Source organism: Streptomyces sp. NPDC021019, from assembly GCF_044333295.1.
Classification (GTDB): domain Bacteria; phylum Actinomycetota; class Actinomycetes; order Streptomycetales; family Streptomycetaceae; genus Streptomyces.
This window is the reverse complement of record NZ_JBIRQR010000001.1, coordinates 1,546,707-1,565,526: the sequence shown is the minus strand read 5'-3', so window position 1 is coordinate 1,565,526 and position 18,820 is coordinate 1,546,707. Positions and strand designations below refer to the sequence as shown.

General features: G+C 72.2%; 14 protein-coding genes. 11 read left to right on the top strand and 3 right to left on the bottom strand.

Annotated features, from left to right (window positions below):
• Positions 1–26: 26 nt before the first annotated feature.
• Positions 27–2,624: an amino acid adenylation domain-containing protein gene (locus ACH4RG_RS07325; protein ID WP_398539231.1), complete on the top strand. Its 2,598-nt coding sequence runs from the start codon at positions 27–29 to the stop codon at positions 2,622–2,624.
• A gap of 117 nt (positions 2,625–2,741) precedes the next feature.
• Here ACH4RG_RS07325 and ACH4RG_RS07320 read toward each other — a convergent pair whose 3' ends face one another.
• Positions 2,742–4,295, bottom strand: a complete 1,554-nt coding sequence (locus tag ACH4RG_RS07320; RefSeq protein WP_397929869.1) for a ricin-type beta-trefoil lectin domain protein — start codon at positions 4,293–4,295, stop codon at positions 2,742–2,744.
• A gap of 105 nt (positions 4,296–4,400) precedes the next feature.
• Here ACH4RG_RS07320 and ACH4RG_RS07315 point away from each other — a divergent pair, with 105 nt between their 5' ends.
• From ACH4RG_RS07315 to ACH4RG_RS07305, 3 genes are all read left to right on the top strand, one after another.
• The gene (locus ACH4RG_RS07315) at positions 4,401–5,816 is read left to right on the top strand and encodes a class II fumarate hydratase (protein ID WP_397920397.1); all 1,416 of its coding nucleotides are present in this window, start codon (positions 4,401–4,403) and stop codon (positions 5,814–5,816) included.
• Between the two features lie 123 nt (positions 5,817–5,939).
• A complete protein-coding gene (locus ACH4RG_RS07310; protein WP_398161339.1) occupies positions 5,940–6,626 on the top strand; it encodes a DUF402 domain-containing protein in 687 nt (228 codons plus the stop codon).
• Between the two features lie 384 nt (positions 6,627–7,010).
• Positions 7,011–8,918 carry a SpoIIE family protein phosphatase gene (locus tag ACH4RG_RS07305; RefSeq protein ID WP_398539230.1) on the top strand — a complete coding sequence of 636 codons (1,908 nt, stop codon included), beginning with the start codon at positions 7,011–7,013 and terminating at the stop codon, positions 8,916–8,918.
• Between the two features lie 69 nt (positions 8,919–8,987).
• On the opposite strand, the gene ACH4RG_RS07300 is transcribed toward ACH4RG_RS07305, so the two are convergent.
• On the bottom strand, positions 8,988–11,222 hold the full coding sequence (locus tag ACH4RG_RS07300) for a transglycosylase domain-containing protein (RefSeq protein ID WP_398539229.1): 2,235 nt from the start codon (positions 11,220–11,222) through the stop codon (positions 8,988–8,990).
• Between the two features lie 239 nt (positions 11,223–11,461).
• On the opposite strand from ACH4RG_RS07300, the gene ACH4RG_RS07295 reads away from it, so the two are divergent.
• The 5 genes from ACH4RG_RS07295 (at position 11,462) to ACH4RG_RS07275 (ending at position 16,473) form a co-directional block, all read left to right on the top strand.
• Positions 11,462–12,433, top strand: a complete 972-nt coding sequence (locus ACH4RG_RS07295; protein WP_398161343.1) for an SPFH domain-containing protein — start codon at positions 11,462–11,464, stop codon at positions 12,431–12,433.
• On the top strand, positions 12,430–12,714 hold the full coding sequence (locus tag ACH4RG_RS07290; protein WP_397920387.1) for a hypothetical protein: 285 nt from the start codon (positions 12,430–12,432) through the stop codon (positions 12,712–12,714). Before ACH4RG_RS07295 ends, ACH4RG_RS07290 begins: the two co-directional genes overlap by 4 nt.
• A 167-nt stretch (positions 12,715–12,881) precedes the next feature.
• Positions 12,882–13,406 carry a PadR family transcriptional regulator gene (locus ACH4RG_RS07285; protein ID WP_018956160.1) on the top strand — a complete coding sequence of 175 codons (525 nt, stop codon included), beginning with the start codon at positions 12,882–12,884 and terminating at the stop codon, positions 13,404–13,406.
• Complete coding sequence (locus ACH4RG_RS07280; RefSeq protein ID WP_097964847.1) at positions 13,403–14,089, top strand: ABC transporter ATP-binding protein; 687 nt, start codon at positions 13,403–13,405, stop codon at positions 14,087–14,089. The genes ACH4RG_RS07285 and ACH4RG_RS07280 overlap by 4 nt, the downstream gene beginning before the upstream one ends.
• Entirely contained in the window at positions 14,086–16,473 is a 2,388-nt protein-coding gene (locus ACH4RG_RS07275; RefSeq protein WP_397920385.1) for an FtsX-like permease family protein, read from the top strand. The genes ACH4RG_RS07280 and ACH4RG_RS07275 overlap by 4 nt, the downstream gene beginning before the upstream one ends.
• A 73-nt stretch (positions 16,474–16,546) precedes the next feature.
• Here the strand turns inward: ACH4RG_RS07275 and ACH4RG_RS07270 are convergent, their stop codons facing one another.
• Positions 16,547–17,521 (bottom strand): LysR substrate-binding domain-containing protein, encoded by a 975-nt coding sequence (locus ACH4RG_RS07270; RefSeq protein WP_398539228.1) that lies wholly within the window; start codon positions 17,519–17,521, stop codon positions 16,547–16,549.
• A 133-nt stretch (positions 17,522–17,654) separates the two neighbouring features.
• On the opposite strand from ACH4RG_RS07270, the gene ACH4RG_RS07265 reads away from it, so the two are divergent.
• Together ACH4RG_RS07265 and ACH4RG_RS07260 are read left to right on the top strand one after the other, a co-directional pair.
• The gene (locus tag ACH4RG_RS07265; RefSeq protein ID WP_007452441.1) at positions 17,655–18,209 is read left to right on the top strand and encodes a peroxiredoxin; all 555 of its coding nucleotides are present in this window, start codon (positions 17,655–17,657) and stop codon (positions 18,207–18,209) included.
• Positions 18,210–18,221: 12 nt separating this feature from the next.
• Positions 18,222–18,755, top strand: coding sequence for an alkyl hydroperoxide reductase (locus tag ACH4RG_RS07260; RefSeq protein ID WP_003966620.1), 534 nt, complete (start codon positions 18,222–18,224; stop codon positions 18,753–18,755).
• Positions 18,756–18,820 lie beyond the last annotated feature (65 nt).

The following is an 18,820-nucleotide window of genomic DNA, read 5'->3' as shown; positions in this document are numbered from 1 at the left end:
CCTTCCCTGGACGAGGAGTTGTGCACGTGCCGCCTGCCCATCACGCCCTGACGGTCCGCCTGCCGCCGGCCCTCACCGACACCGCGCTCGCCGCCGCCCTCGCGACGGCGGCGGAGCTGTGGTGGCCCGGGGAGCGCCGCCCCCGCCTGTGGACGGAGACCGTGCCCGCCCCGGCCGGGTCCGACGCCGCCGCCCGGCGGCGCGCGGCCGAGGCCCGCCGCCCGGTCGCGCCCGGACACCGGCTGCGCGCGGTGCTGCTGCGGTACGCGGACGAGCACCCCGCCGACCTCGTCCTGACCGCCGACGGAGCCGCGCTGGACGCCCGGTCGTTGCGGATCGTCGCCCGGGTGCTGCTGGGCGAGGTGCCGCCGGACGCGGTGACGCCGCACGACGGGCCGCTCCCCCCGGACGCGCGCGTGGACGAGGAGACCCGGAGCCTCGCCGCCGCGCTCGCGTTCACCGCCGGGCGGTACACGGGCGCGGCCGCGGTGCGCGTCGCCGTCCCCGTACCGGCCCGGGACCGGCCTCCCTACGCGCTGGGGGCGCTCGACGGGTACGCCGTGCTCACGGCGGACCTGTCGCCCGGCCGGACGGTCGCCGACCTGCTCGCCACCGAACCGCTCGTCCCGGCCGCGGGCGAGGAACCGCCCGCGCTCGGTCTGGTGGGGGGCGAGGAACCGCCCGCGCTCGGCCTGGTGGGGGGCGACGGGGACGGACCGGTCACGCTGCCGACCGGCCCGGACGGACTCCCCGTACCGGCACATCAAGTGGAACGCGTGCGGCAGCAGTTGCTGAGCCGTCCACCCAACACACCGCTCCAGGAACTGGATCCGCTGAGCGAGTCGGAGTCCACCGAGCAACTGATGCTCGGGGCGACGGGGAAGCCCCCCGCCACCACCCCCCGCCGCGTCGACGAGGCCTTCGCCGCCCAGGCCGCCGCCCGGCCGGACGCCCCCGCGCTCACCGCCGGGCCCGCCACCCTCTCGTACGCCGAACTGGACCGCCGGGCAGAGGAGTTCGCCGACGGCCTGTACGCCCACGGCGTCCGTCCGGGCGATCTCGTGGGGCTCTGCCTGCCCCGCGGAGCCGACCTGGTGGCGGTGGTGCTCGGCGTCCTGAAGGCGGACGCGGTCTACGTGCCGCTGGATCCGGAGCATCCGGCGGACCGGCGTGGGCGCACCGCGCAGGACGCCGGGGTCCGGCTGACCGTCGAGGACCCGGCCGCCCTGACCGGCCACCCGCCCCGCCCCGCCGCGGAACGGCGGGAGGCCGGCGCCCCCGCGTACGTCATCCACACCTCGGGCTCGACCGGCCGCCCCAAGGGGGTCCTCGTCCCGCACGCCAACGTCACGGCCCTGGTCGACGCCGTCCGCGACGACTTCGGCCTCTCCCCCGACGACACCTGGACGTGCTTCCACTCGGCGGCGTTCGACTTCTCGGTGTGGGAGATCTGGGGGCCGCTGCTGACGGGCGGCCGGCTGGTCCTGGTGGACCACTGGACCTCGCGCTCGCCGGAGGACTTCCACGCGCTGCTGGTCCGGGAACGGGTGAGCGTGCTGAGCCAGACGCCGTCGGCGTTCACCCAGCTCGCGGCGGCCGACCGGACGGGCGGTGACCTGTCCGCCCTGCGGCTGGTGGTGCTGGGCGGCGAGCCGCTGGACACCCGCCCGCTGCTGGGCTGGTTCGACCGGCACCCGGAGGACCGCTGCCGGCTGGTCAACATGTACGGGATCACCGAGACCACCGTCCATGTCACGGCGGCCACGGTGACCCGCCGCGAGGCCCTCGCGGGTTCCCGGTCGGTGGGGCGGCCCCTGCCGGGCTGGACGGTCCGGGTCCTGGACGCGTACGGGCGGCCGGTGCCGCCGGGTGCGCCCGGCGAGATCCATGTGGGCGGGGCGGGCGTGGCGCTGGGCTATCTGCACCGGCCCGCCCTGACCGCCGAACGCTTCGTCCCGGACCCCCTGGAGCCGGCCGGACGGCTCTACCGCAGCGGCGACCTGGGGCGGCTGCTGGCCGACGGAACGCTGGAGCACCTGGGCCGGATCGACGACCAGGTGAAGGTGCGGGGCTTCCGGATCGAGCCGGGCGAGATCCGGCACGTCCTGCTGGAGGACCCGGCGGTGTCGGCGGCCGCGGTCACCGTGACGGGCGACGGGGGCGGGAACGCGGCGGCCGTGCGGATCGACGCGTACGTGGTCCCGGCCCCGGGCGCGGGCGAGGACGCCGGGCCCGTACGGGAGCGGGCGGCCCGGCTGCTCCCACCGCACATGGTGCCCGCGACGGTGACCGTGCTGCCGGCCCTCCCCCTCACCGCGAACGGCAAGCTGGACCCGGCCCGGCTGCCCCCGCCCGGAGCGCGCCGGACCCCTGCCGCACCACCCCGCGAGACCGCACCCGCCACCGCCGCCGCCGGCGTCCTCGCCACTATCTGGCGGGACGTCCTCGGCGTCCAGGAGATCGGCCCGGACGACGACTTCTGGGACCTGGGCGGCAATTCGCTGTACGCGATCCGGATCGGCACGCTCGCCCGGGAGCGCGGGCTGCCCGGCATACCGCTGCGGCAGCTGTACCTGACGCCGACGCTGGGGGCGCTGTCCGAGGCGCTGGCCCGGGAGACGTGACGAGACAGGCGTAACCAGGCAGGCGTGACGAGGCCGACGTGACAAGGCAGGCGTGACGAGACAGGCGTGACGAGGGGGCGGCCCCCACCTCGGCGGCCGCCCCCTCGCACGCGGTGGCTAGACGAAGCGCTGGTTCGCGCCGCCGTCGCACGTCTGGAGCTTCAGCGGGTCCTTGGCCCCCGCCAGCGTCAGACACAGGCCGGTCGCGGCGGCCGGGCGGACGGTGCCCGCCTGCCGGACGAACTTCTGATTGGCCGCGCCCGAGCAGTCCCACAGGACGAGCGTGGCGCCGGGGGCGTACTTGGCGCCGGACACGTCGAGGCAGCGGTCGTGGCTGAGCGCGGTGCGGGCCGTCTGCGTACCGGCGTCGTACCACCAGTTCTGGTTACGCCCGCCGTGGCAGTCCCAGCCGCCGATCGCCGTGCCGTTACGGGTGACCGAGGCGGGCACGTCCACGCAGGTCCCGGTCGCCTCGTTCCTCAGCGGGGCGAACAGGTCGTCGAAGGCCGCTCCCGTCAGGACCGGGCTCCCCGTGCTCGCGGGGTCGGCGCAGCCCGCCTCGCGCAGACCGGAGTCGTACAGCTGGGTGAGGCAGGAGGCGAAGGCCCGGTGGCCGGCCGCGTTGGGGTGGAAGGACTGCCGGACGGAGTTCTCGTCGGGCAGGCCCGGCTTGGTCACGTCGATGAAGAGCCCGCGCGCCCAGGTGTTCTCGGTGCAGACCTCGTGGCCGTGGAAGAGCCGGGAGTTGTCGAGGTAGGTGGCCCCGGTGGCGGCGGCGGCCTTGCGCATGCCGACCTGGAAGGCGGGCACGGCGGTGTCGCGGCCCCAGACGGTGTCGGAGTCGTACCCGAGTCCGCCGCAGATGAGCTTGCCGGGGAACTTCGGGTTGTCGCGGAAGTCCGGGCCGATCGGGCTCGGGTAGCCCATCAGGACGAGCTTGTAGTCCTTGTCTCCGTACCCGGCGTCCGTCATGACGGTGCGCAGGTCGCGGACGGTCTGCTCGACCTTGGGGACCAGGGCGTCGACGCGGGCCTGCCAGCCGCCCGCGTACTTCGGCTCACAGGGGCCCTGGAGACTGATGTAGCGGACCACGCAGTCGGTCATGACCGGGCCGAACTGGAGGTCGTCGTTGGCCCCGGCGACCAGGACGATCATCTTGATCCGGGTGTTGCGGGCCTTGATCGCGAGGCTGTCGCTCTGCACGAGCTCGTCGGCGTACTGCTTGTTTCCGCCGATTCTGATGTTTCCGGTATGGGCGCCGGAACACGAGACGTTGTACGTGACGTCCGCCGCGATGCCCGTGCGGTGGATGGCGGCGTCCGGTGAGCGGTGGCACCAGTTGTCCGGCCCGTTGGTGCCGGGGTCGTAGGTGCCGACGCCCTCGCCGGAGATCTCGCTGTCGCCGAGCGAGATCAGCCCGGTCTTCCGGTCGCCGAGCGGCCGCTCGGCGGGGCTCCCGTACAGCTGGGTGGCCTCGGCGGCCCGGACGGCCTCCAGTGCGGGTGGGAGAGGGGTGGATGCGATAGAGCTGGTACCCGACTCCGTCGCGCCCGCGGGTCCGGCGGCGGCCATACCGCCGACGGCGGCCGCGAGAGCGACGGCGGCCGCGACCGTGCAGCGGAGCCGGCGAAGGCTTCCGAGCCCTCGAAGTCTGGTGCTGGTGCGCCTCATTGCGCCTCCCGATAGTGGTTACCCCCGGTATTTACTGGTCGGTAGGCGACTTGGGAATACATGGAACAAGAGAAGTGCTCATCTTTTTCAGGAGGTTTGAACACCATGGTCGACACGTCAGGTGACATGCCCGGTGGCAGCGGGTTCCGGATCGAGCACGACTCGATGGGTGAGGTGAAGGTCCCCGCGGGCGCGAAGTGGCGCGCCCAGACCCAGCGGGCGGTGGAGAACTTCCCCGTCTCCGGGCAGCGGCTGGAACGGGCGCACATCGAGGCGCTGGCCCGGATCAAGGGTGCGGCGGCCAAGGTCAACGCCGAGCTGAAGGTACTGGATCCGGACATCGCCGCCGCGATCCAGGAGGCCGCCGCCGAGGTGGCTTCGGGCCGCTGGGACGAGCACTTCCCGGTCGACGTGTTCCAGACGGGTTCGGGCACCTCGTCGAACATGAACACCAACGAGGTGATCGCCACCCTCGCCACCGAGCGCCTCGGCCGCGAGGTCCACCCCAACGACCATGTGAACGCCTCCCAGTCGTCCAACGACGTCTTCCCGTCCTCCATCCACATCGCCGCCACCGCCGCCGTCACCGCCGACCTGATCCCCGCCCTGGACCACCTGGCGGAATCCCTGGGGCGGAAATCGGCCGAATTCGCGGAGGTCGTGAAGTCCGGCCGGACCCATCTGATGGACGCCACCCCGGTCACCCTCGGCCAGGAGTTCGGCGGCTACGCGGCCCAGATCCGCTACGGCGTCGAGCGGCTGCGCGCCTCCCTCCCCAGGCTCGCCGAACTGCCCCTGGGCGGTACGGCGGTGGGCACCGGCATCAACACCCCGCCCGGCTTCTCCGCCGCCGTGATCGCGGAGGTGGCGGACGCCACGGGGCTGCCGCTCACCGAGGCCCGCGACCACTTCGAGGCACAGGGCGCGCGGGACGGGCTCGTGGAGACCTCCGGCCAGCTGCGGACCATCGCCGTGTCCCTGACCAAGATCTCCAACGATCTGCGGTGGATGGCGTCGGGGCCGCGCACCGGCCTCGCCGAGATCGCGCTGCCCGACCTCCAGCCCGGCTCGTCGATCATGCCGGGCAAGGTCAACCCGGTGATCCCCGAGGCGGTCCTGATGGTCGCCGCCCAGGTCACGGGCAACGACGCGACGGTCGCCACGGCCGGCGCCGCGGGCAACTTCGAGCTGAACGTGATGCTCCCGGTCATCGCGAAGAACCTGCTGGAGTCCGTACGGCTGCTGGCCAACGCCTCACGGCTGCTCGCGGACCGCACGGTCGACGGCATCACCGCCGACGTGGAACGGGCCCGCGCCTACGCCGAGTCCTCGCCGTCCGTGGTGACCCCCCTCAACAAGTACATCGGCTACGAGGAGGCGGCGAAGGTCGCCAAGAAGTCCCTCAAGGACGGGACGACGATCCGCGAGACGGTCCTGGCCTCGGGCTACGTCGAGCGCGGCGACCTGACGATGGAGCAGCTCGACGAGGCGCTGGACGTGCTGCGGATGACGCGTCCGTGAGCGGGGGGCGGGGCCCCGGTGCCGTCCGGGTGCACCCCCGTGAGGCCTGAGGGTGCCCGGCGGACCGGGGCCGGGTGATCCGAGTCGCAGCGGGGCGGTGGGAGCGCTCCGTAAGATCTATCCATGACAGGTACGGGAGAGCACGCACGCTGGGCGCCGGGGGATCACATCCTCTGGCGCTACCGCGACAACGGCCGGGCCCACCGGACGGCCGGCGTCCCGCCCGTGCACATCTGCCGTCCGGTGACCGTCGTCCAGGACACCGACGAGCTGCTCGCCGTCTGGATGGCGCCCGGCACCGAATGCGTGCGGCCGGTGCTGGCCGACGGCACCCAGGTGCACGCCGAGCCGCTGGCCACCCGCTACACCGCGCCGCGCACCACGGCCCGCTCGACCTGGTTCGGCTCCGGGGTGCTGAAGCTGGCCCGGCCCGGGGACCCGTGGTCGGTGTGGCTGTTCTGGGACCGGGGCTGGATGTTCCGCAACTGGTACGTGAACCTGGAGGAGCCCCGGACCCGGTGGTCCGGAGGGGTGGATTCCGAGGATCACTTTCTCGACATCTCCGTGAACCCCGACCGGAGCTGGAAATGGCTCGACGAGGACGAGTTCGCCCAGGCTCAGCACGTCGGTCTGATGGACCGGGAGACCGCGGCCCGGGTCCGGGAGGCGGGCCGCGCGGCGGTCGAGGTGATCACCGGGTGGGGGGCGCCGTTCCGGGACGGATGGGAGCACTGGCGGCCCGATCCGCGGTGGCAGGTGCCGCCGCTGCCGGATGACTGGGACCGTACCCCTGCCCGTATGCCGTCGTGAGACCCTGGAGAGACCCCTCGGGCGGCCCGGTCGGCAGGTCCGGTCGCACGGAGGGCTGATCGCCGCAACCAGCGGGCACCACACCGGAACTGACCACAAGTCACCACACCGGTCGCGCGGAGGGACGGGCCACGGACCCGGACGTTCCGCTCGGTCGCGCAAGCCACTACGAGGGGGTGGAGACGTGCACGCTGTCCGCTGCCCTCTCGCCGCGTCCGCCGCCGGAGGGGTCGCCTGTCGGCCATCTCCGAGGCGCTCGGTTTCGGCCCCTTCATCGGGGGCATCCGGTGACAGCCGTTGTTCTTCCCGCGCTTGCCGGGGCACAGTAGCGCCCCACGAGGTGACTGCCTCATACAACCGGCCCGGACGGACGGAATCCCACGCGTGACGGAGCACCCCACCTCCCACGAAGGCCGGCAGCCTCTGGCGGCGCGGCAGCAGGAGCGCACCCGGCCCCGGCAGCAGGACGCCGCGGCCGCGGCCGCCGCTGCGGGCGTCCCGGCTCCGGCCGCCGCGCCGAACCCGGGCCCAGGAGCGGCCGCCGTCTCCGAGGCGCAGGCGGCCACCCGCCGCGAGGGCGACCGGCTGCGCTTCGTCGGCGCGGCGACCCGGCGGATCGCCCGGGGAATAGACCTGGACGAGATCGTCCTCGGGCTGTGCCGGGCCAGCGTGCCGACGTTCTCCGACGCGATCCTGGTCTATCTGCGCGACCCGCTCCCGGTGGGCGACGAGCGCCCGGTGAGCCCGTTCGTCCTGCGGCTGCGCCGCAGCGACCGGCTGCGCGTCAGCGGCGAGGAGGGCGGCGAGGCGTCCGGCTCCGAGACCGAGCGGCTGCGACCGCTGATCCTCGACCCGCAGGCCGACCTGATGCCCGCCGCCGAGCTGTGCGAGGTGCGGGCGGGCGGTGCGCTGGCCGAGGTGCTGCGCGGGGTGCGGCCGGTCTTCGGCGACTCCGCGGCGGCGCGGGCCGCCCTGCCGGAGCTGCTCGGCCCCGGCCGGTCCGTCCCCACCGGGCACCGGGCGATCCTGGCCCCGCTGCGCGGCCGGCGCCGGGTCATCGGGGCCGCGGTCTTCGTGCGCGGCACCGAGCGCACCCCGTTCGAGGCCAGCGATCTGCTGGTAGCTGCGCAGTTGGCGACACACACCGCGCTCGGCATCGACAAGGCCGTGCTGTACGGACGCGAGGCCTACATCGCCGACGAACTGCAGCGCACGATGCTGCCCGACTCGCTCCCCCAGCCCACCGGCGTCCGGCTCGCCTCGCGCTATCTTCCGGCCGCCGAGACGGCCCGGGTCGGCGGCGACTGGTACGACGCGATCCCGCTGCCCGGCAGCCGGGTCGCGCTGGTCGTCGGCGATGTGATGGGCCACTCCATGACGTCGGCGGCGATCATGGGCCAGCTCCGGACGACGGCGCAGACCCTGGCGCAGCTCGACCTGCCGCCGCAGGAGGTCCTGCACCACCTGGACGAGCAGGCGCAGCGCCTGGGCAGCGACCGGATGGCGACCTGCCTGTACGCGGTCTACGATCCGGTCGCGCACCGGATCACCATCGCCAACGCCGGACACCCGCCGCCCGTTCTGCTGCACCTGGGCGGGCGGGCCGAGGTGCTGGTGGTGCCGCCGGGCGCCCCGATCGGGGTGGGCGGCGTCGACTTCGAGGCCGTCGAGCTGGACGCCCCGGCCGGCGCCACGCTGCTCCTCTACACCGACGGTCTGGTGGAGTCGCGGCTGCGGGACGTGTGGACGGGCATCGAGCAGCTGCGGGAGCGCCTCGCGGCGACCGCGCAGCTCACCGGCCCGGACCACTCACCGCCGCTGGAGGCCCTCTGCGACGACGTGCTGGACATGCTCGGCCCGGGCGACCGGGACGACGACATCGCGCTGCTCGCCGCCCGCTTCGACGGGATCGCGCCGAGCGACGTCGCGTACTGGTATCTGGAGCCGGAGGACGCGGCTCCGGGCCGGGCCTGCCGGCTGGCCCGGCGGGCGCTGAGCCGCTGGGGTCTGGACGACCTGGCCGACGAGGTGGAGCTGCTGGTCAGCGAGGTCGTCACCAATGCCGTGCGCTATGCGGAGCGTCCGGTGACGTTGCGGCTGCTGCGGACCGACGTCCTGCGCTGCGAGGTCGGCGACGACTCCCCGCAGCTGCCCCGGCAGCGCCGGGCGCGGGAGACGGACGAGGGCGGGCGCGGGCTGTTCCTGGTCAACCGGCTGGCCCGGCGGTGGGGGGCGACGCGTCTCTCGACGGGCAAGGTCGTCTGGTTCGAGATGGCGACCCGGGGACAGTGAGGGGCCCGCTGCGGGCGACATGACAAGGAGGGGGCGGGCCCGCGGGCCCGCCCCCTCCTTGTCACGGCCTCACTCTCCGAACAGCCCGTTGCCGCCCGGCCGTTCACCCGGCTGACCGTCGTCCTCCCCGGGCTGGGGCGGCACCTCCGGGCTCGTGGGGGGCGCGGTGGGGGGCGTGCTGCTGGGCGGAGGCGGCGGCGTCGACGACGACGGGGTGTCGCTGGGCGTCTCGCTCGGCGTCTCGGAGGGCCTGTCCGACGGGGTCGGGTCCTTGGACGGGGTGGGGTCCTCGGAGGGAGTGTCGGACGGCGTCGGCGGGGCGGGCACCTCGCCGCGCTCCACGTCCTGGAGGTCGAACGTCTTGTCGGACCCGCCGCCGAGGGCGCCGAGGGTGTAGTCGGCCCAGATCCTGGCCGGGAAGCCGCTGCCGCTGGCGCGGCCGGAGTTGGCCGTACCGGTCAGGGAGACCTGCTTGCGGCCGCCGTCGCCCTCGCCGAAGAGGGCCACGACCGTGCTCAGCTCCGGGGTGTATCCGGCGAACCAGGCCGACTTGTTGTCCTCGGAGGTGCCGGTCTTGGCCGCCGCGTCGTAGGCGGGGTTGTTGGCCGCTCCACCGGAACCGGCGTCGACGACCCCGGTGAGCCCCTTGGTCACGGTGTCGGCCGAGGCGCGGCTGATGGCCTGCTCCCGCTTGGGCTTCTCGGCGTTGACCGTGCGGTCGCGGTGCTCGGCGGACTGGAGGATATGCGGGGTCACCTTCCGGCCGTGGTTGTCGAGCGTGGCGTACACACCGGCCATGTCCCAGGTCGAGGCGTTCATGGTGCCGAGGGTGACGGCGGGGCGCTCGGGGAAGTTCTTGTCCGGTACGCCGAGGGCGAGCGCGGTCTCCTTCACGGCGGCGGGCGTCACGTCGACGATCATCTGTGCGAAGACGGAGTTGACCGAGCTGTTCAGGGCCTTCTGGACGGAGACCTGACCGTAGCTGCGGTCGTCCTGGTTCTGCGGGGCGAACGGGGTGTCGCTGCCGACGACGGGCCGCTTGCTGGTGCCGTCGTAGATGGTGTTGAGCCCGATCAGGCTGCCGTCCTGCGTCTTCGACTCGTTCTCCAGGGCGGAGGCGAGGACCAGCGGCTTGAAGGTGGAGGCGGGCTGGTAGTCCTGGCGGGTGGCGTTGCTGATGTAGTGCTTGATGTAGTCCTCGCCGCCGTACAGGGCGACGACCTTGCCGGTCTTCGGGTCGACGGAGGTGGCGCCGGCCTGGACGGTGGCGTCGACCTTGTTGCCCTCGCGGTCGAGCTTGGACTCCAGCTGGTCGTCCACCGCCTTCTCCAGCGCCTTCTGGCGCTTCTTGTCGACGGTGAGGGTGAAGGTCCAGCCTCCCGCGTCGCGGTCCGCCGCGGAGACGCCCTGCTTGTCCAGCTCCTTGTTGGCGGCCTCGACGAGGTAGCCGGCCTGTCCTTCCATGCCCTGGGCGGGCTTGGGCTTCTGGGGGACGGGGAACTCCAGGCCGGCCCTCTCGGACTCGGTCAGCCACTCCATCTCGACCATGTTGCGCAGGGTGTAGGCCCAGCGCTCCTTGACGAGCTTCTTGCCGGTGTCGGTGGCGGAGTTCCAGTCGTACTGGCTGGGGGCCTGGAGGACGGAGGCGAGGTAGGCGCCCTGGGAGGCGTCCAGGTCCTTGGCGTCGATGCCGTAGTACGCCTGGGCGGCGGCCTGGATACCGCTCGCGCCGCGCCCGTAGTAGGCGGTGTTGATGTACCCGGCGAGGATCTCGTCCTTGGACTTCTCCTGGTCGATCTTGAGCGAGATCACCAGTTCCTTGAGCTTGCGGCTCACGGTGGGGTCCTGCGTCAGGTAGAAGTTCTTGACGTACTGCTGGGTGATGGTCGAGCCACCCTGCTTGCCCTTGCCGCTGACGGTGTTGAGGAGGGCGCGGGTGGTGCCCTTCAGGTCGACGCCCTGGTCCTTGTAGAAGGACTTGTTCTCGGCGGCGACGAAGGCGTGCTGGACCTCCTTGGGCACCTCGTCCAGGTCGACGATCTGGCGGTTGACGCCCTTGCCGGTCCGGGCGAGGACCGTGCCGTCGCTGTACTGGTAGACGTTGCTCTGCCGCTCCGCCATGGCGTTGGCGGCGGGGATGTCGACGTACACGTAGAGCGCCCCGAAGGCTCCCATGCCCAGCAGGACGATCCCGAAGAACGCGCCCAGCAGCTTCTTCCACGTGAAGAGTCTGCGTATGCCGCCGCTCTTCGGGGCCCGGCGCGCCTCCCGCGCCTGGGCTCGTCGCGCATCCGCTCGACCCATTGGTGTGTTGCTCCCGCTTCTCTGTTCGACCGGCTCGCTCGGTTTCCTCAGTCTGCTCAGACCTGCCAGCTAACACCGCCGACGGGGACAAAAGACAAGCGATCCGGTCTTTTACGGACGTGAGAATCAGCACCCGTTCCCTAGGAACCGACTCCCCAGAGGTGGACAAGGTTGCGAGAACCATTAATGTGTAATCACATTGATAGCGCGGCACGAGACCGCGCCGAACGGGGGATCCCATGACCGCACACCAGGACGACCACCGCCCGGGCGCCCCGGCCGACGACCTCGCGATCGACGCCCCCGACATGCCCGCCCCCCAGGTCAGGGAGGTCACCGCGCACTCCATCGGGGGCGGGATCGGCTTGCTGCTGACGATCCTCGGGGTGATCGCCGGCATCGGCCTCGTCATCGTCGGCGGCGTGCTGAACGGGAGCGGCGCCGGCCCTCTCGGCGTCACGCTCCTCGTCCTCGGCCCTCTCCTCGCGCTCGTCTCGTTCTTCTGCATGAGCGGTGTGAAGATGGTCGCTCCGGGCGAGGCCCGGGTGATCCAGCTCTTCGGCCGTTACGTCGGCACCATCCGCACGGACGGGCTCCGCTGGGTCAACCCGCTGACCTCCAGCCGCAAGATCTCCACCCGCGTCCGCAACCACGAGACCGCCGTCCTCAAGGTCAACGACGCCTACGGCAACCCGATCGAGTTGGCCGCGATCGTCGTCTGGAAGGTCGAGGACACCGCCCAGGCGCTCTTCGAGGTCGACGACTTCCTGGAGTTCGTCGCCACCCAGACCGAGGCGGCCGTGCGGCACATCGCCATCGAGTACCCGTACGACGCCCACGAGGAGGACGGCCTCTCGCTGCGCGGCAACGCGGAGGAGATCACCGAGAAGCTGGCCGTCGAGCTGACCGCCCGGGTCAAGGCCGCCGGCGTCCTGATCATCGAGTCGCGCTTCAGCCACCTCGCGTACGCCCCCGAGATCGCCTCCGCCATGCTCCAGCGCCAGCAGGCCGGCGCGGTCGTCGCGGCCCGCCAGCAGATCGTCGAGGGCGCGGTGGGCATGGTCGAGATGGCCCTGGCCCGGATCGCCGAGCAGGACATCGTGGAGCTGGACTCCGAGCGGAAGGCGGCCATGGTCAGCAATCTGATGGTGGTGCTGTGCGGTGACCGCGCGGCCCAGCCGGTCCTCAACACGGGCTCCCTCTACCAGTGACCGACCAGACGCCTCCCCGGCGGACACCGGCGTCCCGGTCGCGGCAGCGCAAGCAGATGCTGCTGCGGCTGGACCCCGCGGTGCACGACGCACTCGCCCGCTGGGCCTCCGACGAACTGCGCAGCGCCAACGCGCAGATCGAGTTCCTGCTGCGGCGGGCGCTCGCGGAGGCGGGCCGGCTGCCGGGGGCCGCGCGTCCGATCGCCCGCCGGGGGCGGCCGCCCAAGCAGCCGCCGGAGGGACCGGAAACCCCGCCGGAGCCCGGGGGGAGCACACCGTAGCCCCGGGACGAGCACACCGCCGCAGGGGGCGAGCAAGCCGTAGCCCCCGCCCGGGGCCGACGCCCAGGGCGCCCCGTAGCACCGCGACCCCGGCCCGCTCCCAGGGCCGGGGTCGCTTTCCGGACGCATATACACCGTAGGTATACACGCCGTGTACAGTTCCGCTCATGTCTATCGGTCACACCCTCCTCGGGCTCCTGGAGTCCGGCCCCCGACACGGCTACGACCTGAAGCGGACCTTCGACGAGAAGTTCGGCCAGGACCGCCCGCTCCACTACGGCCAGGTCTATTCGACGATGTCCCGGCTCCTGAAGAACGGACTCGTCGAGGTCGACGGCGTCGAGAGCGAGGGAGGCCCCGAGCGCAAGCGGTACGCCATCACCGACGCCGGGATCACCGATGTCTCGCACTGGCTGGCCCAGCCGGAGAAGCCGGAGCCCTACCTCCAGTCGACCCTCTACACCAAGGTCGTCCTGGCGCTCCTGACCGGCCGCAGCGCGGCCGATCTGCTGGACACCCAGCGCTCGGCGCACCTGCGGATGATGCGCGTCCTCACCGACCGCAAGCGCAAGGGCGACCTCGCCGACCAGTTGATCTGCGACCACGCCCTGTTCCACCTGGAAGCCGATCTGCGCTGGCTGGAACTGACCTCTGCCCGTCTCGACCAGCTCGCCAAGGTGGTGGCTCCGTGATTCCCGAAGGCTCCCTTCTCGCCGCGCACGATCTGCGCAAGACCTACGGCTCGACGCCCGCCCTGGACGGCGCGTCGTTCTCCGTGCACCCCGGCGAGGTCGTCGCCGTGATGGGTCCCTCCGGCTCCGGCAAGTCGACCCTGCTGCACTGCCTGGCCGGGATCATCACGCCCGACTCCGGCACCATCACCTACGCGGGCCGCGAGCTGTCCGCGATGTCGGACGCCGAGCGCAGCGCCCTGCGGCGCAGCGACTTCGGCTTCGTCTTCCAGTTCGGCCAGCTCGTCCCGGAGCTGACCTGTGTGGAGAACGTCGCCCTGCCGCTGCGGCTGAACGGCGTCCGGCGCAAGGCCGCCGAGCGCACCGCCCTGGAGTGGATGGAGCGCCTGGAGGTCGACGACCTCGGGGCCAAGCGCCCGGGCGAGGTCTCCGGCGGACAGGGCCAGCGGGTCGCCGTGGCCCGCGCGCTGGCGGCGTCGCCGAAGGTGATCTTCGCCGACGAGCCGACCGGCGCCCTGGACTCCCTCAACGGCGAGCGGGTGATGGAGCTGCTCACCGAGGCCGCCCGCTCCGCCAACGTCGCCGTGGTCCTGGTGACCCACGAGGCCCGCGTCGCCGCCTACTCGGACCGTGACGTCACCGTGCGCGACGGCCGGGCCCGCGACATGGAGCACGCCGTATGACGCTGCTCGAAGAAAGGCGGCCCGTGGCGCCACCGCGTCCGGCAGCGCCCTCGCGGGGTGCGGTGACCCTCCGCGACCTCGGTCTCGGCATCCGGTTCGCCGCCGCCGGGGGCCGCGAGGGCTGGATCCGTACGCTGCTGACCGCCGTCGGCGTCGGCCTCGGCGTCGCCCTCCTGCTGCTCGCCTCCTCCGTACCGCATCTGCTCGACGAGCGGAACGCGCGCGAGCAGGCCCGCAGCGAGGCCCGGATCTCCGACTCGCCCGACGCGAACGCCAAGAAGTCGGACAGCTCGGTGCTGCGGATCAACACGACCACCGAGTACCACGACCGGACCGTCGAGGGCTATCTGATGCGCCCCGACGGCTCGAAGCCCGTCCTGCCGCCGGGCATCGACCGCTTTCCCGCGCCGGACACGATGGTCGTCTCCCCCGCCCTGCGGGAGCTGCTCGACGATCCCGGCAACGAGCTGCTGCGGGAGCGGCTCCCGTACGAGATCACCGGCACGATCGGGGATGCCGGGCTGCGCTCCCCGGGTGAACTCCTCTACTACGCGGGCAGCGACACCCTGACGCCGGCCAACGGCGGCCACCGGATCGCCGCGTACGGCGACGACCGCCAGGGCGATCCCCTCCCGCCCCTGCTGATCGTGCTCGTCATCATGGTCTGCGTCGTCCTGCTGGCCCCGGTCGCGATCTTCATCGCCACCGCCGTGCGCTTCGGCGGCGACCGGCGCGACCGGCGGTTGGCCGCGCTGCGCCTGGTCGGCGCGGACATCCGGACGACCCGGCGGATCGCCGCCGGGGAGGCGCTGTTCGGCGCGCTGCTCGGGCTGCTGTTCGGCCTGGCGTTCTTCCTGGTGGGTCGGCAGTTCGTCGGCGCGGTGGAGATCTGGGACGTCAGCGCGTTCCCGGCCGACCTGGCGCCCGACCTCCGGCTGGCCTCGCTGATCTCGGTGGCCGTGCCGCTGACGGCGGTCCTCGTCACCCTGGTGGCGATGCGGTCCGTGGTGATCGAGCCGCTCGGCGTCGTGCGCCGGGGTCGCGAGCGGGGACGCCGTCTGTGGTGGCGGCTGCCGGTGCCGCTGGCGGGTCTCGTGGTGCTCGCGCTCTGGGGCCGGGTCGAGGAGTACGCCCCGGTGAACCCGTTCCCGATCACCGCGGGCGCCGTGCTGGTGCTGTTCGGGCTGGCCCTGCTGCTGCCCTGGCTGGTCGAGGCCTGTGTGAACCGGCTGCGCGGCGGCCCGGTGCCCTGGCAGCTCGCCACCCGCAGGCTCCAGTTGAGCAGCGGGGCCGCGTCCCGCGCGGTCAGCGGGGTCACCGTGGCGGTGGCGGGAGCGATCGCCCTGCAGATGCTGTTCGCCTCGATGAACGCCGACTTCAACCGGATGACGGGCCAGGACCCGACGCGGGCCCAGTTCGCCGGGTACTCCGAGGACGTCACCGGCGAGGCGGCCACCTCGGCCATCGAGCAGTTCCGCGCCACCAAGGGCGTGGAGGTGGTCATCGGATCGGTGGCGGCCTACGCGTCCAAGCCCGGCGTCTTCGCCGACGAGGACGTGCAGCCCACCACCTCGCTGACCGTCGGCACCTGCGAGACCCTGCGCGAGCTGGCCCGGATCGGCGCCTGCGAGGACGGCGACACGTTCGTCGCCCACCCGCCGGGCGACAAGGACATGTCCGCCTGGATCGACGAGACCGCCCGCAAGGGCGAGGTGGTCGAGATCGGCTACGGGAACAAGCTGGTGCGGTGGACGCTGCCCGCCGACTCCCCGACCGTGCGGGGCCGCGAGGACCCGATGGGCGAGACCCACTACGGGATCATGGCCACCACCGGTGCGGTCGACGCGGGCAAGCTGCCCGGAGCGACGATCACCGTCCAGATCCGGGTCGACCGGAGCGTGCCGGACGTCGCCGAGTACGTGCGCAACACGGCGGCGAAGGTCGACCCCGGGATGCGCTTCGTCACGATCGACTCGGTGGAACGCGACCGCCAGTACGCCAGCATCCAGACCGGGCTCCAGGTGGGCGCGAGCGCGGTGCTCCTGCTCATCGCCCTGTCGATGCTGGTCTCCCAGCTGGAACAGCTGCGCGAGCGCAGGCGGCTGCTGTCGGTGCTGGTGGCCTTCGGCACCCGGCGCTCCACGCTCGGCTGGTCGGTGCTGTGGCAGACCGCCGTGCCGGTGGCGCTCGGTCTGGCGGTGGCGGTCGCGGGCGGTCTGGGCCTCGGGGCGATGCTCGTCCACCTGATCGAGAAGGAGGTCTCCGACTGGTGGCTGTTCTGGCCGATGGCAGGGGCCGGGGGCGCGCTGATCCTGCTGGTCACCCTGTTCTCGCTGCCGCCGCTGTGGCGCATGATGCGCCCGGACGGGCTGCGCACCGAGTGACACCCGCCTGATCCGCGTACGGCCGGGGCTCCCGGGGGCAGGGGCCCCGGCCTGCGTTTCGTGCGGGGGCGCTCTACGGGCTCTCCGCCACCAGCCGCACCGGCAGGGGTTCCATCGCCTCGCGCAGGGCGGCGGCGAACTCCTCGAACTCGCCGCCCCGCGCCGACCCGGTCCGCATCGCCAGCGCCACCCGCCGGGTGGGGGCGGGGTCAGCGAAGTACCCGGTGGCCAGCGCCTCGCTGCGGCCGGTCTCCACCGTCACCGCGGTCCGGGGCAGCAGCGTCACCCCGAGCCCGCCGGCCACCAACTGGACCAGGGTGGAGAGCCCGGCGGCGGTCGTGGTCACCGGCGCGCCCTCGGTGCGGCCCGCCTCCCGGCAGATGTCCAGGGCCTGGTCGCGCAGGCAGTGCCCCTCGTCCAGGAGCAGCAGCGGCAGTTCGCGCAGCGCGTCCCGCGGGATGTCCGCCCGGCCACCGAGCCAGTGGTCCTGCTCCATGACCAGCACGAAGTCCTCGTCGAACAACGGGATCTCGGTGACGCCCGGCACGCCGAGCGGCACGGCGAGCAGCAGCAGGTCCAGCCGCCCGGCGGCGAGACCCTCCAGCAGCGAGGAGGTCTGCTCCTCGTGGACCTGGAGGTCGAGGTCCACGTACCGCTCGTGGACGAGGCGGAGCACGGTGGGCAGCAGATACGGGGCGACGGTCGGGATCACGCCGAGCCGGAGCACTCCGGTGAACGGGGCCCGGACCGCCTCCGCCTCCTCCATCAGCGCGGCGACCGCCTCCAGCACCGCACCGGCCCGCACCGCGAGCCGCTCCCCCGCGGGCGAGAGCAGCACCTTGCGCGTCGTACGCTCGATGAGCTGGACACCCAGTGCCTCCTCCAGGGTGGAGACCGCTCCGGAGAGTGCGGGCTGACTCATCCCGATTGCTGCCGCCGCGTCCCGGAAGTGCAGATGCTCCGCGACCGCCGTGAAGGCGCGCAGCTGCGACAGGCTGGGCTGCTTACCGGACTGCTTGGGGCGTATGCCCTGATTACCCTGACCCACTGATAGGCACCTCCGATCACCTCGACCGAGTGTAGCTATTTCCGCGATCAATGCACTCTGTGCCAAGGTGGAGTCCGTCCAACCCTCAGGAACGCCCCCAAAAAGGGAATTCCAGACGTTGCAAGGAGAGCGCGTGCTCACTGTCGGTGACAAGTTCCCCGAGTTCGACCTGACTGCTTGTGTTTCGCTGGAGAGCGGCAAGGAGTTCGAGCAGATCAACCACAAGACCTACGAGGGCAAGTGGAAGATCGTCTTCGCGTGGCCGAAGGACTTCACCTTCGTGTGCCCCACCGAGATCGCCGCCTTCGGCAAGCTGAACGAGGAGTTCGCCGACCGCGACGCCCAGGTCCTCGGCTTCTCCGGTGACTCCGAGTTCGTGCACCACGCCTGGCGCAAGGACCACCCGGACCTGACCGACCTGCCCTTCCCGATGCTGGCCGACTCGAAGCACGAGCTCATGCGTGACCTCGGCATCGAGGGCGAGGACGGCTTCGCGCAGCGCGCCGTCTTCATCGTCGACCAGAACAACGAGATCCAGTTCACGATGGTGACCGCCGGTTCCGTGGGCCGTAACCCCAAGGAGGTCCTGCGGGTCCTCGACGCCCTCCAGACCGACGAGCTGTGCCCGTGCAACTGGACCAAGGGCGAGAACACCCTCGACCCGGTCGCGCTCCTCTCGGGCGAGTGAGCTGATACCGACATGGCTCTCGACGAACTGAAGTCCGCCATACCGGATTTCGCCAAGGACCTGAAGCTGAACCTCGGCTCGGTCATCGGCAACAGCGACCTCCCGCAGCAGCAGCTGTGGGGCACCGTGCTGGCCTGCGCGATCGCCTCGCGTTCGCCGAAGGTGCTGCGCGAGCTGGAGCCCGAGGCGAAGGCCAACCTCTCCGCCGAGGCGTACACCGCGGCGAAGTCGGCGGCCGCGATCATGGCGATGAACAACGTCTTCTACCGGACCCGGCACCTGCTGTCGGACCCGGAGTACGGCACGCTCCGCGCGGGCCTGCGGATGAACGTCATCGGCAACCCGGGCGTGGAGAAGGTCGACTTCGAGCTGTGGTCGCTCGCCGTCTCCGCGATCAACGGCTGCGGCCAGTGCCTGGACTCCCACGAGCAGGTGCTGCGCAAGGCCGGCGTGGACCGTGAGACCATTCAGGAAGCCGTCAAGGTCGCTTCGGTGATCCAGGCGGTCGGTGTGACCCTCGACGCCGAGGCCGTACTCGCCGAGTAGTGACACCGCACCACCCCTGATACGAGAAGGGCCCCGAGGACGACCGACCGTCCCCGGGGCTCTTC